This window comes from Dehalobacter sp. (genome assembly GCA_023667845.1).
GTDB lineage: Bacteria > Bacillota > Desulfitobacteriia > Desulfitobacteriales > Syntrophobotulaceae > Dehalobacter.
In genome coordinates this window covers 1-16905 of sequence record JAMPIU010000152.1, presented here as the reverse complement: position 1 = coordinate 16905, position 16905 = coordinate 1, and the positions used below count along the sequence as shown (strand labels likewise).

15 protein-coding genes and 1 rRNA gene are annotated in these 16905 nt (G+C 43.7%); 10 read left to right on the top strand and 6 right to left on the bottom strand.

Features of this window, described 5'->3' with window-relative positions:
- The 4 genes from NC238_13840 to NC238_13825 all read right to left on the bottom strand — a co-directional run.
- The coding region (locus NC238_13840; GenBank protein ID MCM1566988.1) for a YgiQ family radical SAM protein at positions 1–1553 on the bottom strand (1553 nt) is incomplete at its 3' end.
- A gap of 249 nt (positions 1554–1802) precedes the next feature.
- The gene (locus tag NC238_13835; GenBank protein MCM1566987.1) at positions 1803–2585 is read right to left on the bottom strand and encodes a DUF4115 domain-containing protein; all 783 of its coding nucleotides are present in this window, start codon (positions 2583–2585) and stop codon (positions 1803–1805) included.
- A gap of 61 nt (positions 2586–2646) precedes the next feature.
- The gene (mnmH, locus tag NC238_13830) at positions 2647–3681 is read right to left on the bottom strand and encodes a tRNA 2-selenouridine(34) synthase MnmH (GenBank protein ID MCM1566986.1); all 1035 of its coding nucleotides are present in this window, start codon (positions 3679–3681) and stop codon (positions 2647–2649) included.
- 87 nt (positions 3682–3768) lie between these two features.
- Complete coding sequence (locus tag NC238_13825; GenBank protein ID MCM1566985.1) at positions 3769–6156, bottom strand: DNA translocase FtsK; 2388 nt, start codon at positions 6154–6156, stop codon at positions 3769–3771.
- A gap of 346 nt (positions 6157–6502) precedes the next feature.
- On the opposite strand from NC238_13825, the gene NC238_13820 reads away from it, so the two are divergent.
- The 10 genes from NC238_13820 to NC238_13775 all read left to right on the top strand — a co-directional run bounded on the left by NC238_13820 (position 6503) and on the right by NC238_13775 (position 15007).
- Positions 6503–6694, top strand: a complete 192-nt coding sequence (locus NC238_13820; GenBank protein MCM1566984.1) for a Flp family type IVb pilin — start codon at positions 6503–6505, stop codon at positions 6692–6694.
- A 190-nt stretch (positions 6695–6884) separates the two neighbouring features.
- Entirely contained in the window at positions 6885–7280 is a 396-nt protein-coding gene (locus NC238_13815; protein MCM1566983.1) for a pilus assembly protein, read from the top strand.
- A gap of 13 nt (positions 7281–7293) precedes the next feature.
- Complete coding sequence (locus tag NC238_13810; GenBank protein ID MCM1566982.1) at positions 7294–8238, top strand: pilus assembly protein TadG-related protein; 945 nt, start codon at positions 7294–7296, stop codon at positions 8236–8238.
- A gap of 10 nt (positions 8239–8248) precedes the next feature.
- Positions 8249–8995 (top strand): Flp pilus assembly protein CpaB, encoded by a 747-nt coding sequence (gene cpaB / locus NC238_13805; protein MCM1566981.1) that lies wholly within the window; start codon positions 8249–8251, stop codon positions 8993–8995.
- Between the two features lie 17 nt (positions 8996–9012).
- Positions 9013–10233, top strand: a complete 1221-nt coding sequence (locus NC238_13800) for a response regulator (GenBank protein MCM1566980.1) — start codon at positions 9013–9015, stop codon at positions 10231–10233.
- A gap of 4 nt (positions 10234–10237) precedes the next feature.
- Positions 10238–11608, top strand: coding sequence for a CpaF family protein (locus NC238_13795; GenBank protein ID MCM1566979.1), 1371 nt, complete (start codon positions 10238–10240; stop codon positions 11606–11608).
- A gap of 31 nt (positions 11609–11639) precedes the next feature.
- Positions 11640–12587, top strand: coding sequence for a type II secretion system F family protein (locus tag NC238_13790; protein MCM1566978.1), 948 nt, complete (start codon positions 11640–11642; stop codon positions 12585–12587).
- An 11-nt stretch (positions 12588–12598) separates the two neighbouring features.
- Complete coding sequence (locus NC238_13785; GenBank protein ID MCM1566977.1) at positions 12599–13540, top strand: type II secretion system F family protein; 942 nt, start codon at positions 12599–12601, stop codon at positions 13538–13540.
- 73 nt (positions 13541–13613) lie between these two features.
- Positions 13614–13964, top strand: a complete 351-nt coding sequence (locus NC238_13780) for a DUF192 domain-containing protein (protein ID MCM1566976.1) — start codon at positions 13614–13616, stop codon at positions 13962–13964.
- Positions 13965–14245: 281 nt separating this feature from the next.
- On the top strand, positions 14246–15007 hold the full coding sequence (locus NC238_13775; protein ID MCM1566975.1) for a hypothetical protein: 762 nt from the start codon (positions 14246–14248) through the stop codon (positions 15005–15007).
- Between the two features lie 121 nt (positions 15008–15128).
- Here the strand turns inward: NC238_13775 and NC238_13770 are convergent, their stop codons facing one another.
- Positions 15129–16418, bottom strand: coding sequence for a methyl-accepting chemotaxis protein (locus NC238_13770; protein MCM1566974.1), 1290 nt, complete (start codon positions 16416–16418; stop codon positions 15129–15131).
- A 328-nt stretch (positions 16419–16746) separates the two neighbouring features.
- Positions 16747–16851, bottom strand: a 5S ribosomal RNA gene (gene rrf / locus NC238_13765).
- Positions 16852–16905: the final 54 nt, after the last annotated feature.

The following is a 16905-nucleotide window of genomic DNA, read 5'->3' as shown; positions in this document are numbered from 1 at the left end:
TCCGGCTGATAATGAATGTCCCGCAAGTATTCGGCCAGTTCAACGGCTGCTTCCAGCGTACTCCCAGGGTGGCTGGACATAAAGTAAGGAACAAGAAACTGCTTCTTGCCAAGACGCTCGTTCATTTTAAAGAACTTCTCCCTAAACTGTTCAAAGGTTTTCCCAGCAGGTTTACGCATATCGTGCAGGACCTTAGGCGAAATATGCTCCGGAGCCACCTTTAGTTGACCACTGACATGGTGTTCGAGCAGTTCTTTAAGAAATTGCTCGCTTTTATCCGCCATGATATAGTCATAGCGAATCCCCGAGCGTACAAATACTTTCTTGACTTTGGGCAGTTTTCTGATTTTCCGTAAAATCCCCAGGTATTCCTGATGGTCGATATGCAGGCTTTTGCATGGTGAGGGATGCAGGCAGTGTTTTTCCTTACATGCGCCAGTTTTCAATTGTTTAAGACAGGCCGGCCGACGAAAATTTGCTGTCGGTCCGCCAACGTCATGAATATATCCTTTAAAGTCTTCCAAATGGGTGATTTCCACAGCTTCATGCAGGATCGATTCCTCGCTCCTGCTCTGAACGATTCTTCCCTGATGAAAGGTCAGCGAGCAGAAAGCACAGCTTCCAAAACATCCCCGGGAGCTGACAATACTAAATTTTACTTCCTCCAGCGCAGGTATTCCCCCGTCTCTCTCATACATTGGATGTGCGTCTTTCAGATAGGAAAGGCCATAGACTTTGTCCAGTTCCGCCTGGGACAAAGGCATTTCCGGTTTATTCTGCACCAGATATTTTATGCCGTGCTGCTGGACAATGGTTTTTCCTCTGACCGGGTCCTGCTCCTGATATTGGACCTTGAAAGCCTCCGCATACTTTGTTTTGTCTTCTGCAGTCTTTTTAAAGGAAGGTATCTCGATATAACCGCTGCTTACCTCTTCCAGAGAATCCGCTATATAGCAGGTTCCGGGGATATGGCGGATATATTTTACTTCCAAACCGTCATTCAGATATGCGGCAATCTCCACAATCTGCTTTTCCGCCATGCCATAGACCAACAAGTCCGCACTGCTGTCAATCAGAATTGATTTTCTAACGGTATCGCTCCAATAGTCATAATGGGAAAATCTCCGCAAGCTGGCTTCTACACCGCCAATGATGATTGGAACGTTTTTATAGGCTTCCCGGATTTTATTACAGTACACAATCGTCGCCCGGTCCGGCCGTAAACCCATTTTGCCGCCGGGTGAGTAGGCATCTTTTTCGCGCAATTTTTTATTGACTGAATAATGGTTGACCATGGAATCCATATTGCCTGCCGAGACCAAAAATCCGAGTCTGGGACGCCCAAGTCTCTGAAAATCTTCAGTCTTTTTCCAATCCGGCTGAGGAATCATTCCAACCTTGTACCCTGCGTCTTCAAGGACCCTGGAAATAATAGCCGGGCCAAAACTGGGATGATCGACATAGGCGTCCCCGCTGACCAGAACAAAGTCTACCTGATCCCATCCCCGGCTTTCCATATCTTCTTTGTTCACTGGCAGATAATTTAAAGACACTTGATTTTGCTCCTAACTATATCAGCATTCGCTTACTGCTATGCAGTTATCTATGATTAAACTGATTATTCAAATATACTTCTATCCTTCATTTAATCTATTGGATTCTAATCTTTGCAGCCGTATTTATTCTAAATCGTTTTGACCCGATTCGCAAATATAGGAAGAGGGTATCCTGGTCTTCCGGTATACCCTCTTCACAGTCTTATCTTATCAGCTTGGTGTAAACTAACTTCCTTTGGTGTAAAACTAACTTCCTGCAAGCTCTTTCACTTTATTCTCATCGATGATGTAGTTTTTAAGGACATCACCAGTCTTCCCGAGCGGCGGGAGGGTATGTCCGTTCACTTTGAGTGACAGTCCACCGGCGTTTCCGATCGATGTAAATTCAATTTGGTTGTCAGCCTTCAGCGTTTGCGTTGTTCCTGAAGGGATCGTCCCGCTCAAAGCCTTCTTGCCGTCTACATTAACCACGACCCAGCAATCGGCAGTAAACGTAAGCTCAGCAACAATACCCTCGTATTGTTCAGTTTGCGGCTGAGACGGCTGCCCGGCAGTGTTCGTACCCTGCCCCGTACCGGAATCGGCAGTGTTTTGATCGCTCGCCTTCGGTGCAGTCGGCAAAGGGGTGGGTGTATAATGGGAAGCACCGGATTTGTTACCCAAATTGGATACAAAGATAATCCCGACGACAATGATCACAGCCAGGATGGCCATTCCTGTAAGGACGGCTGGTCTGAACCATACCTGATTGCTAGAAATCGGACTTAAGGGTGGCTGAATGTCAGGCTCAGCTTCTTTGACCAAAGAAGCATTATAGCTATCTATAATTTCCTGCGGATTAATGCCAAGATGTTTGGCATACGTCCGTAAAAAGCCTCTGGTATAGGTGGTCCCGGGCAACACGCCGTAATTCTCTTTCTCCAGAGCTTCCAGATACCTCACTCTAATCTTAATGCTGTCTTCAACTTCCTGATAACTTAAACCTTTTTCTTCTCTGGCCTTCCTAAGAACGGCCCCTTCACCAGCCATCTCTACACCACCCTATTAATATTTAATTTAGTAATTTAGTTCTATTTTAAATCAATTGCTGTCAAGCAAACCGGTCATTCAAAAATTGTTTCAGTGTTTTCAGCGATAATAACATAGATTCCTGAGAAATACATAAGGTGTAGTCCTCAGATTCCTGATTGGGATAGCCATACAGCTGGTCATAGTATTCCATAATAAGATACCGGGCAAAGTCCTCGTAAGCTTGCTTCTGCAGAAAATCATAAAGCTGATCAATTTTCTTTCGTCCCAGTCTTTTCGTCAGTCTGTCCAGAGCCGTTTTAAGTTCTTCAGTTATTCCCGGGTTATCCGTATACTCGAGCATCAGCCGTTTGGCTCTGTTGTCCTGCGAATCATAAACAAGAACGGAGATTCCCTGCTGCATGGCCTTAAAAACTGCGTCAGGGAGTGTGATTTTGCCGATCCGCCGGCTTTCGCATTCCATCACCAAATACAGATCGTGATGATAGCGATGGATTTCCTCGTAAAGCAAAGACTCAAACGTTTTTTGAGTAGGCTGAACGCCAAGACCGATGCAGCCAAAAACTGAACCGCGATTATTGGATAGCCCCTCAAGATCAATGACCGGATAACCCTCTTCCTTGAGCTTTTTCAGCAGCTCTGTTTTTCCAGCTCCGGTATTCCCTTTCAGGACGATAACCTGATGATGAAATCCAGTCTCAAAAAATGAAACAATCGAATGCCTGTAGGCCTTGTATCCGCCAATCAGCCGAAATACCGGCAACCCCATCAGGTCAAGTACTGCCGCCAAAGACTTGCTTCTCATTCCTCCGCGCCAGCAAAATAGCAGAATTGGTCTTTTTCCGGCAGCTTCTTCAACTTGTTTATATAAATCCGGCAATTTTCGGCTAACAATCTCTAACCCGATATCTCTGGCTTTTTGGGGAGACTCTTTGGTATATATCGTTCCAATGACGGCTCTCTCTTCATTATTGAAGATGGGTATGTTTACCGCTCCGGGAATCGTTCCTTCCTCAAATTCGTTTTCTGACCTCACATCTATATATAATGCATCTGATAGCTCAGAACATTCATCGATGGAAATTTCACGCAGCATAATCTTCCCCAATCTTTTTTATTCTACAGTATTTTAACTAATCCTTCCTGAAATTAACCAAAAAGCGCAAATATTTGGTAATTTTGACTAAGAATTTAAGTTTTTCCCGAATTTTTGTTCAAATTGGCCCTTGGTCAACAAAACTTCCCTGGGTTTCGAGCCTTCATGCTGGCCGACAACCCCTTTTTCTTCAAGCATATCAACGATTCTAGCCGCCCTGGAATAGCCAATCTTTAGTCTGCGCTGAAGCAGGGACACGGATGCCGTATTACTCTCCATAAAGATGTTCGCAGCCTTGTAGAAAAGCTCATCTTCCGGCTCCTCAGAATTCCTGGAACTCAAGCTTACCTCCGGAATTTCAAAATACTCCGGTTTAGCCTGTTCCAGCAGATAATCCACAATATTTTTGACTTCCTTGTCTGACAGGAAACAGCCCTGGACCCGGATCGGCTTGCTGATCCCAATTGGATGATAGAGCATGTCCCCGCGGCCGAGCAGTTTTTCTGCACCGCCCATATCCAGAATGGTTCTGGAATCGATCTGGGAAGAAACCGCAAAAGCGATCCTGGAAGGAATATTGGCTTTGATCAGACCGGTGATGACATCAACCGAGGGTCTCTGCGTCGCAACAATCAGATGAATACCTGCTGCCCTGGCCATCTGGGCCAGCCGGCAGATAGACTCTTCAACCTCTCCCGGAGCAACCATCATCAGATCGGCTAACTCGTCGATGATGACAACAACATACGGCAGCGGCTTCGATTCCGTATCCTTCTTTTCACTAACCAAGAAATTATATCTGACGATATCGCGAACTCCGGAAGCTGCAAAAAGTTCATATCTTGTCTCCATTTCGGTAACGATCCACTTCAAAGCTCCGGCAGCCCTCTGGGGCTCTGTTACCACAGGAGAGATCAGATGTGGAATTCCATTGTAATTGGCCAGTTCAACAACCTTAGGATCAATCAGCAGCAGTTTTACTTCATCCGGTTTTGCTTTATAAACGATACTTCCGATAATCGTATTGATACAAACCGATTTTCCTGCTCCGGTCGCTCCGGCAATCAGCAGGTGCGGCATTCTCGTCAGATCACCGATAATCGGCGTACCGGTAATATCTTTGCCGAGCGCCAAACTAAGCTTGCTTGGTGAGTCCTGAAAATCTTCCGTCTCCAGCACTTCCCGGAAATGAACAATGGCAATCTCCTTATTCGGAACCTCTATCCCAACTGCAGACTTTCCCGGGATCGGCGCTTCCATCCGTACATCGGAGGCTGCCAGACTCAATGCAATATCATCTGAGAGGCTGGTAATTTTACTGACTTTGACACCGGGTGCGGGCTGAACCTCATAGCGGGTAATTGTCGGCCCCTGTGTGACTCTTGTGACTTTGACCCTGACCCCAAAACTGGCCAGCGTATCTTCCAGCAGACGGACATTATCAGCAATGTCCTTGCCGCTTTTTTGGCCTTTTTTCATTGATTTATGAACAAGATTTAAAGGCGGCAGCCTGTAATGTTCGTTCTTCTCGATCTGTCTGGAAATAGGCGTCCCGGTAAGCTTACCCGGCGGTGCCGCTGCAGTCTCCATGCCTCCTGCATAATCTCCTAAATTCCCAGCCTTTCTTTCGGCTAGATCGTCGATCCTTGTATTAATCAGGTAATGATCCGTTTCCGACTGCGGAACCTGTTTGTTTCTTTTATTCCGTTCTTCTCCACGATTCCGTTCTTCCCCAAAGATTTCGATCACCGGGTTACTCTGCTTTGAATCAGGCTCACCTTTCTTTGCTGCGGCAAACATGCTGTTCCGATCGTCCTCTTTGCGCTCCTGTCTTTCTTGGCGTCCGTCCGCCAGTACCTGCAGAAAATCTCTGATGTGGCGGTCGACCATCTGTGCAAAATTGGCTGCGAGAGACAACAGGTCTTTGACCGTCCCGACCAGAGAGCGGTTCATTGCCAGGATAGCCCCGATCAAGGCTAATACTGCCAAAATCACATAGCCGCCTGTCACACCGACCAGCATGACCAGCATGCTACTGATCGCCGCGCCGAGGAGGCCGCCTCCCAATCCGACTTTGCCAAGCGCAAACAGCCCTGCAGTATCATACGCAGCAGATGATCCGAGATGCAGGAATCCTTCCGCTACCAGCCATAATAAAACCGCACCGGTTATCCTGGATTTCATACTTCTCCGGTTGTTGCTCATCAGGCTGATCCCGATAACTCCGAGGATGATAAAAATCCCGACACTGCCATCGCCTGCCGCAACCCTGAGTGCTTTAATAATCAACGTGACAATAGCACCCTTGCTGTTGGAATAGAGCATGACAAATCCCAGGCAGGCCAAACCCATCACCAGGATTCCCATAATCTCATTTCGAATCGTATCATGAACGGACTGTCTTTTTTTACGTGACCCCCGTCGGTTCTTTTTTGTCGCCTTCGTCGCCAACGTTCCAAACCCCCAGCTTTTCATTACAACAGTAATATTTCCACAATTCTAAGCTAATTCCTTTAATTATTCAACATATAAGGCCTTTGAATGATTCCTTGTTGAGTCCTCGATAATAATTCTTACCTTTATATGACGGTTATTGATGGTATATATAATGTAAAGCATTTGTCACCTAAAAACAAGAAATTCTCAGGACAATTAACCCTTATTTAAGAAGATTCTTAAAAAGCACAGAATATTAATAAGTCTTTAGTCCTATCACATCGTGACTTACGGTGAATTGTTTCGGTTGTCAAACTGTTGTAAATTTGTAATACAAACCAGAACACTAAAAAACAAAAATATATTATTAAAGGGAGAGATTATCATGATGTTATACCTCGTTCAGTTCCTTCAAAGATTCCAAAAAGATGAAAAGGGTCAGGCACTTACAGAGTACGGTCTTATTATTGCTTTAATTGCACTCGTTGTAATTGGTGCAGTCGTGGTTATCGGCACAAACTTGAATGAGATTATGACTACAATTGGAGGAGACCTCGACATTACTCCAACTCCCTAAAATCAAGAGTCTTCGTTGGTTTTACCTCGAAAGCCCTACTGTCAGGGAACAGTAGGGCTTTTTTAAACTAAAGAAGGACAACTTTTATTTTGCGTTTTAACAGTTTTTGCATTGTTAATTGTCTCTTCACTGCTTAGTGATATCAAATTGGTTTGACGAAAGTAAACCTGCATTGGGAGGGTATTAAAAAATGCTTAAAAAATTAATAAAATCCTCCAATGGCCAGTCTCTTGTAGAATTTGCGCTGGTCCTACCCGTTTTTTTGCTTCTAGTCTTTGGTGTGGTTGAGTTTGGGCGGCTCGGCTATTCCTACGTGACTCTCAATAACGCTGTCAGAAGCGGCGCCAGGACAGCAAGCCTGAGCGGGCTGGATAGCGCTATCCAGGCTTCAGTAGCTGATTCCGCCCCTTTGTTAGACCGCAATCTACTGACCATTCAGATCACCCCCATTGAGTCCAGCAGACATTCCGGCTCAAATGTTACGGTATCAGCTTCTTATCCTGTGTCTCTTACGACTCCGGTATTAAATCATATTCTTCCGAATCCGGTTATTATCCATGCGAACCTATCCATGCGCATTGAATAGGAGTGCATTTGCTATGAAGAATCACCCACTCAAAAATGAAAAAGGCAGTATTGCCGTTCTTACGGCAGTACTTTTAGTCGTTCTTCTGGGCTTTGGTGCCCTATGTACAGATATGGCAGTTCTCTATGTGGAAAAAGCAAAGTTACAGAATGCGGTAGATGCAGCAGCGTTAGCAGGTGCTCAAGAATTACCGGACAGTCCGCAGGACGCTTATCTGACTGCTGCAGAATATGCGGCCAATAATCATGTCTCCCTCCCCTCAATTTCGATATCCAATAATAACCGGGAAATTGAGGTATCTGCTTCTGAAGAACATTCCATGTTTTTGGCCAAAGCACTTGGCATTACCAAAGGAAAAGTCAGCGCACGTTCCAAGGCAGGTGTTTACCCTGTCCGCAGCATTGCCGGAGCCGCTCCTTTAAGTGTTACGATACAGAACTTTGTCTATGGCCAGGAATATACGTTGAAAAATGCGCCGCCGGAAGGCGAGACCGGCTGGTATGGTCCTGTCAGGTTGGATGGATCCGGTGCAAGTACGTATGAGGATGCACTCGCCTACGGAAATAACACCCCGCTATCTGTCGGCCAGACCCTGCAGATAGAAACCGGTAATATGAGCGGGCCGACGCGAAAAGGTCTTGATACCCGGCTCGCTTCCGATACTCGGGTCCCTGGGAATACTTTTGTGGATCATGACAATAATGCTCCCGAGATCGTCTTTATCCCGATCGTAGAAGTCCTCACTCGATCAGGTGAAGCCATCCAGGAAGTCAAAATTTTGGGATTTGCCGCTTTTTTCATTGAAAATGTAACGCATAACGGTAATGACTGTTTTATCACCGGGCGTTTTTTAAAGACCTGTTCTACTCTCGGCAAAGAAACAAGTTCAATTATTGATGACGGAAATAACCCCGTACAGGATTACGGTTTATATTCTATAAAATTGCTAATGAATTGAGGGATAACTGGTGAAAAGAAAATTCTATGTTTTTATGGCGATTATCTCAGGACTGATTTTCAGCTTGGCTGTCTTTTTCTACCTGAACTATGGTTCGGGAGCATCAAGTCAGGAATTGAAACCGCTGGTTGTTGCAGCAGCGGATATTTCCTCCCGAAGTATCCTAAAGGCTGATCAGCTCCAGATCAAACAAGTTCCTCTTTCAGCTTATCCTCAGGGAGGCGCCTCTACCGTGAAAGAACTAACTGGCCGGGTGCTCCTGGTTGACGTCAGTCAGGGTGATGTACTGCTGAGTCCGATGCTTGGAGATCCGTACCAAACCGGCAACAGCTCAGGTGCCTCAGCCGACAGCTTTTCACTGACTGTTCCTTCGGGCAAAAGAGCCGTTGCTATTCCTGTCGATCTGGTGGGCAGTGTCAGCTATAAGGTAAAGCCCGGTGACCATGTGGATATCCTGATTACCATGGATATTAAGGACAGCCAGGGAAATCAAAGAACCATTACTTCTTTAGCTGCCCAGGATGTTTTGGTCTTAAATACGGGTGATACCATTCTCAAAGAAGGAGAAACTGCTGAAAATCCCGGCTCTTATGTCCTTGCTATGAGTGTTTCCCAGTCTATGGCCGTAACACTGGGCAGTGAAAAAGGTTCTATCCGCTTACTGCTGAGAAACCCCGCCAATAAAGAAACTTACACCGAAGCACCCATTGATCCCAATGTCTATACAAATGCCGATTACTTCGGTCATTATAAATAAAAAAGGAGGTATAGCGCATGCAAGGTATACGGATTCTCATCGTCGATGATATCAGAAATACCCGCGAAAACATTCGCCGAATCCTTGCTCTTGATTCCGGCTTTGAAGTCATCGGCGAAGCAGGCTGCGGTTCAGAAGCAATCCGTCTGGCAGAATTGTTGAAACCGGAAATTATTTTAATGGATATCAGCATGCCCGACATTGACGGGATAAAAACAACAGAACTGCTTTCTTTCCGCGTTCCAAATACCTCCATTATTATGATGTCCGTTGAAAACGACCCCGACCATATGACCAAAGCCATGATGGCCGGAGCCAAAGCTTATATCGTCAAACCGTTTACCGGCAAAGAACTTACCAGTACAATCCTGAACGTGTATCACAAGGAAAGCCGCAAAAGAGAAATGATCACTTCCCCGCTGTCCCCCGATTCCGCTGTGGAAACATCCGGCACTGCAGCAAAAGTAATCAGTATCTTCAGCGCTAAAGGAGGAGTAGGCAAAACGACGACCGCTGTGAACCTCGGTGTTGAATTGGCGAAGTCATCCAAAGTCCTTTTATTGGACTTGAGCCTGCAATTTGGAGACATCGCCTCCTTCTTAAATCTTGTTCCGAAAAGGACAATTACTGATCTGGTCCAGGCCGGTTCGATTAAAGAAGAAGATATCCGGCTTCATACCCTTAGCCATTCTTCCGGACTGGAGATTCTGGCGGCTACGAATCGCCCCGAATATGCAGAAAAAGTAACCATCGAACATATTGAGCAGATCCTGGAGGAGGTTAAAATCCATTATGATTTTATTATTCTTGACAATACCAGCCGTTTTGATGATATCAGCCTTGCCGGCTTAGAGGCCGCAGACGAGATCTGGGTCGTGGCCGGCATGGATATTCCGTCAATCAAAAATACTAAGCTGGCGCTGGAAATCATGCACACGCTTGATTATTCCCCAAAAATCAAGTTGATTCTAAATAAATTTGAAAAGAAAATCGGTATCAGCATGAAGGATATTGAAAGCAGTCTCGGCCTCAATGTAACCTACTTAATTCCTTATGAGGAGCAGCTTACATCCGTGCTTAATAAAGGTGTACCGTTTGTTGAAGCTTTAGCCCGTTCGGCTCCCGCTCTGGAAATTAAAAAAATGGTGAGTACGCTAGGTGTTAATTCGGAAATTACTAAAAAAGGTCAGGACAGCAAAGAAACCGGCCGTCTTTCCTTTTTAAGATTTGGAGGTTGATCACATGTCGCTCCTTAGCCGTTTAGAACAGGAAAGAGGTAAAGAACGCGAAAGAACCGGATCAGAGAAACAAAGCCTGATTGAAATCAGACAAGCCTTCACCTCTTCTCCTTCCATCCAGCCCGTTGATCCCTGGAGGGAACTCAAAAGTATTATCCATAAGGAAACCATCAAAAATATTCAACTCAATGATGTTGATCCCCAAGAAGTCGAGCCGATTGTTCAAAAAGTCATAGACCAGTATGTTGAAACCAATGGTGCCCTTCTGCCCCGTAACGAAAGACAAAGAATCGTTCAGGAAGTGGTTGATGAAATTCTCGGTTTTGGTCCCATTTCTCCACTACTAAATGACGACAGCATTTCAGAGATTATGGTCAACGGGCCAAGTCAGGTCTACGTAGAACGTCATGGGATTGTCGAACTATCCAATGTAACTTTTAATGATGACCAGCATGTTCAGCATATTATTGAAAAAATCGTTGCGCCGATTGGCCGAAGGATTGATGAAAGTCAGCCAATGGTAGATGCCCGTCTGCCGGATGGTTCCAGGGTAAATGCAATTATCCCGCCTTTGGCGCTTAAAGGGCCCACTATCACGATCCGAAAATTTTCGCGCGACCCCTATCGTGTTGAAGATCTAATTAATTTTGGCACAATGACCAGAGATATGGCACTTGTCTTGGAAGCCTGCGTTAAGGCCAGACTTAATATTGTCGTTTCCGGCGGTACCGGGTCAGGTAAGACTACAACCTTAAACGTCCTATCTTCCTTTATTCCGGACCACGAAAGGATCATTACCATTGAAGATGCCGCTGAACTGCAGCTTGATCAAAGTCACTTGGTAACACTTGAAACCCGGCCGCCAAATATAGAAGGAAAAGGGGCCATTACCATTCGTGACCTGGTTAGAAACACGCTGCGTATGAGGCCTGACCGGATTATCGTCGGTGAAGTCCGAGGCGGAGAAGCCTTAGATATGCTGCAGGCCATGAATACCGGACACGATGGTTCCCTGACCACAGGTCATGCCAACACGCCGCGAGATATGCTCTCCCGTCTTGAAACCATGGTCCTGATGGCCGGCATGGATCTTCCAATCCGAGCTATTCGTGAGCAGATCTCGAGTGCAATCAATTTAATTGTTCAGCAAAGCCGTCTCAGGGACGGTACCCGCAAGATTACCCATATCACGGAGGTTCTTGGCATGGAAGGAGACACCATCGTCACCCAGGATATCTACAAATTTGAACAAAAGGGTGTTGATTCCAATGTCCATGTCCTCGGTGGCTTTAAGGCTACCGGTGTCCGCCCCCGCTTTATGGATACGCTGGCTGCCACAGGCCAAATCCTGCCGGACAATATTTTTGTTAGTTGATTAGTCATTCGTGGCCGTTGGAGGTATTTTTATGACAAAGGTCATCATTGTGGCCTCGATTATGGGATTTATCCTGATATACTCGCTGATCATGGCCCTGAAACCAAAAAATGAAAGCGTCGAAGATAAAGTTAAGCGACTGGTTGCAGAAAAAGAAGATACCCCGGTTAAAGCCAAGAAGGCTGCTTCCTGGAAAGAGTATCTGACTTCCCTGTCCAAATATACACCTCGAAAATGGGGCGAACAACTTGATAAAGATCTTTACAGCGGTGACATTGGGTTAACTGGCAGGGAATTCATCGTGATGCAAATCCTCTTGCTCATTCTTACTTTTCTTACCGCCTTAATTCTTCTGCCTTTGAGTGCTATTTTTATTGTTCTGCCGCTGTTAAGTTTGATCTTTCCCAGGCTGTATATCAACAGTGCTAAAAATAAAAAAATGAAGAAATTCAATAACCAGCTGCCGGATATACTTCTGACCCTTGCCAATTCCTTAAAAGCCGGTTTTAGTTTATTTCAGGCCATGGAAATGGCTGCCCAGGAAATGCCAGATCCGCTCTCCTCCGAAATCAAAATTACCCTGAAAGAAATGGCCTATGGGGAGTCTACCGAAAATGCTTTGTTAAGTCTCTCGCAGCGGGTTGAAAGCAAAGACCTGGAATTAATGGTAACCGCCATCCTGATTCAACGGCAGATTGGTGGTAATCTAGCCGAAATTTTAATTAATATTCACGATACCATTCAGGAACGTTTACAGATTCAAGGCGAGATCAAAACACTTACTGCTCAAGGTAGATTATCCGGATATATTATTGGTGCTTTGCCTATCTTAATTGGCCTGGTTATCACGATGATGCAGCCTTCATTTATGATGCCGCTTTTCCAGAGTCCACTTGGAATTGTGTTATTATGCTGTGGAGCGGTTCTGGAAATCATCGGTTTTATCGCCATCAGAAAGATTGTTAATATTAAATTCTAGGGGAGATTGTCATGGAGTCAATCTTGATTTTCAGCGGTTTTTGCCTTATTTTCTTCTTAGTTCTGGCGATTCTGTCCAGGAAACAGCCTTCTCTTTCCCAGAGCAGGATTATGCGTTCCCTCGGAAGATCTTCTGTGCCGGTAGAAAATGAAGAGAACCAAAAAGAAAAATCCAAAAAAGACAAAGGCAAGAAAGATAAAAACAAGCAAGAGAAATCTGAGAACAGTTTTTTTCGCAGATTGATCATCGCCTTCTCAAAAAACAGCAAAGAAACAGATCCGAAAGACACGGAATTAATTGCTGCCGGATTAAAGGGCTGGTCATCCGCTGAATGGAAAGCGCTTAGGTTCATCCTCGGCCTATGCTTTGCAATAGCAGCTGCTGCCTTAAGCTTTATTTTAAGCTTTCCAATCCTAACAAAAATTGAATTCCCATTATTTTGTTTTGTTATTGGAAATATCGCTCCCAATTTCTGGCTTAAATCAAAAATCAAACAACGTAAGGGTGAGATTCTTCGTACGCTTCCTGACATCCTCGATCTCGTTATGGTCAGTGTTGAAGCCGGACTTGGCTTTGATGCAGCCATGATGAAAGTCGTAGAAAAACAAAAAGGTATCCTTGCTGAAGAGTTCAACCTGGTTCTCCAAGAAATCAAAATTGGCAAACCGCGCCGGGAAGCTTTGAGAGACATGGCCAAAAAAAATGACGTAGAAGATTTAAGCAATGTAATTGCCTCATTGGTTCAAGCTGACCAGCTCGGTATCTCTATGGGAAATGTCCTTAGAAACCAGTCGGCGCAAATCCGTCTGAGAAGAAAACAACGCATACAAGAAGCTGCGCAAAAAGCCCCTGTTAAAATGATGATCCCGCTTGTTTTCTTTGTTTTTCCAAGCCTTTTCATTGTCATACTTGGTCCGGCAATCATTAATATCATGGATATTTTAGGTAAATAATTTTTTGTCTGTGAAGAAGAATATTCAAAGAATAATCTGAGATTCTCTCTAAGAAGAACGAGGAAATCAGCTCATGAAAGAGTTAACTGTTATCAACCAAAGAACACAAAAGAATATTGGGACGGTTCTACTGGCTGACACCTTTTTCACCAGACTGAGAGGTCTGCTGGGAACCAGGCAATTGGATGATTTTCATGGTCTGTTGATTAATCCCTGCAACCAGGTCCACATGATTGGGATGCGCTATCCCCTCTCTGTCTGGTTTGTCAGCAAGGATCTGAAAATTGTCAAAATCATTGATGATCTCTCTCCGAAAAAGGTCTCCCCATGCATCAAGGATGCCGCTTTTGTGATAGAGTTCCCACGTAACTGGGCAGATTTCACTGGAAGCATGGAAGGCGACAAGCTTGAAATACAGTTTTAATTCTTTCATATTTCTCTATTGTCTTATTGTCTTTAGGAATATCTCTTTATCAAAAGAAATAAGTTTCTGCAAAAGTGTGATTAATTATAGCTCTGTTTTCAGAGCTTTTTTCAGTTTCACTTGCCTTGCCGCAAAAAAACAGAGCAGCGTAATGCTCTGTCCTAGCTATATGCGATTACAATTTATTCACTTGTTATTTCGCTCCAAAATGAATTTTATTATATAATAGAATTAATAAATAAAATTAATAAAAGCAATTCTTGGTACTAAAGGAGCCATCAATGAAAAATACGATAATCTTAACCTGCCTTTTCCTACTATTGCTATCTGGTTGTTCTAAAAATACGCCGACAACAACTGCTCAACAGCCTGATTCTCCAAAGGCCGGCAGTTCCAGCTTATCTTCAAAGACTCAGCCAGCAGCGCTCAATAATCAAAACAACCAGCAGTTGATATTATCAGCTAATCTCAAAGATATCTCAGCATCTGCAGACTTTCAGTACTTAAATTCCAAAAATCAAAGAAACGTGAACATATCCGTTTCCAACTCTTCAGAGTATGTATTCTCCGGAAAAGTGTATGTTACGTACCGGGACAGCGACAACAAAAATCAAGGTACAGATACCCTTTTAATAAAAAGCTTATTACCAAGATCCAGTACCAGCTTGACATCATTGGCTATGGCCAATGCAAATCATGCAGATTTTACGATTGACGGGGACTTTACACGAAACTCTTCTGCCAAGCTTACTTACACTATCCTGTATACGCAGTCTGAAACGAAATCTCAGGTCTTATATATCCAGCCACCTTCTATTGATGAGAATGTTCTAACCGGTATTATTAGAGAACAGCGGGATCAACTTTCAAACAGCAATCTTCGCAAGTTTAAAATTTTTTTCTACGATCCTTCGTATAAAGGACAGCAAGGTGCTCAGCCTGCGGAAACCGACAGTGTCAAAGCCAAAGCGGATATCAGTTATATCGATGGTATTTCCGAACTTTACTTTATTGATTCCGGTAAAGTCGTACTTATACAATAGGGCTTCTCATTTTCTTCAAGTAACAAGCTCACGATAACATTATAAAATCATAGGAGTACATGTACCTCCTATGATTATTTGGAACAGAGTATTTCTCTATAAATATAGTAAAGCCTACCAATTATTTACGAAAGCGGGTAATTGCAGTTGTCAGAATTTCTGACTGTATTCTTAAATTACCTACAAGGGCTTCAACCTGATCAACGATTTCCGCTTGTTGCTTTGTAGCAATAGCAAGTTCCATTGCACTTTCTGAAGTTTTTTCTGCAATCTGGGCTACTTCGCGAGACTGATGAGCGCTTTTGTCTATACCCTCCATTTGATGATCGACAAGCTTTGATATTTGTTCAACGCTACGTGCTACTTCTAGAATTGTTCTCGTCATTTTTTCTATTACTTCATTCGTCCTGGATCCTTTATGCGCTTCCATATCTGCATTCTGAACTTGTATCGTAATTTGATTCACAACATTTATCACTTCAGACTGGATATTCTCAATAAGACTTGAAATTCCTTGAACGGCATTAGCGCTTTCATCGGCTAGTTTTCGTACCTCTTCGGCAACGACCGCAAATCCTCTGCCATGTTGTCCTGCTCGAGCAGCTTCAATGGAAGCATTCAGTGCAAGTAAGTTTGTTTGCTCCCCAATATCACCTACTAACTGGATGATCTGACCAACTTTCTTGGCATTCTCTTCGAGACTCTTAACAATTTCAAGCGATTGCTGGTTCCCTTTGGCTAGATTATTGATTCCCTCAACTAAAGAATGAATTACTTCTTTACTTTCTGTTAGTTCCATTAGCATTTCTGCAGAGATTTTTTCAGAAGACTTGGCATAGTTTTGTACTTCTTTGGCAATGTGGGCTACCTTTTCAACTGATTCTGCTGTTGATTGAATCGCAATCGAGGAAGTTTCTGCACCTGCAGATATTTCTGTGATGGTATGTACAATAGAGTCGGCTTGGTGAGAAGCAGCCGATGATACTTTTGAAATTTCAAACATATTCTCATTGGTCTTCGCACAATTCGTTTCAATACTCTGAACAATTTCCCTAAGATTATAAAGCATATTATTAAAAGCTATTCCTAATGAACGAATCTCATCATCAGTTTTTGATAATTCAACATCACAACCGATATTCCCTTCAGATGCCTGATTTGCAGCCTTTTCTAACTTCTGTAAAGGTTTAATGATAAAACTTGCCATAAAAAAGGAAAGTAAACCCGACCAGAAAACCCCTAGTACTAAAGTAGCAATCGTAAATATAACCTCATTAATATTCGGAACAAAATTAGGTTGAACAAAATAGATAAAGAATGCACTTGTGGAATAAGTAACAATTGCCAAAATAATAACAAATAAGGAAATCTTCTTTCTAATGCTAAATCGATGGTTTTCTGATTTTCTCATTAATCCGCGCTCCTCTAAGCAAAAATCTTTTGTACCAGAACTAGGAAATCTTGCTGCGTTTATTGTTATTTCGCAACAACCTCAATGAGCAGGCAATAGTTTCACTTTTTTCTATCATTTACATTATAATGTAAATATTACTTTTTTTGAAGTATTATTTTGGATTAATGTAAAGAGACTACATCATTTGATGTAGTCTCTAATTACTTGGCAACGACTTATCTTCCCCAAAGGGTATTTTCAGCCCAGGAGGACACTCAAACTTCCTAATTGAACACCCTTTGTACATAAGAAACAGAGCACCATATTAGATGCTCTGTTCTTAATTACCTGGCAACGTGCTATTTTCCCTTGCAGTATCGTCGCCCCAGGAGGTCTTAACTTCCGTGTTCGGGATGGGAACGGGTGGTACCCCTCCGGTATAGTCACCAGATTATGTAGTTGTTGAGTAACAACGCTTCGCGATAGGAAGTTCAAATTCTATCGT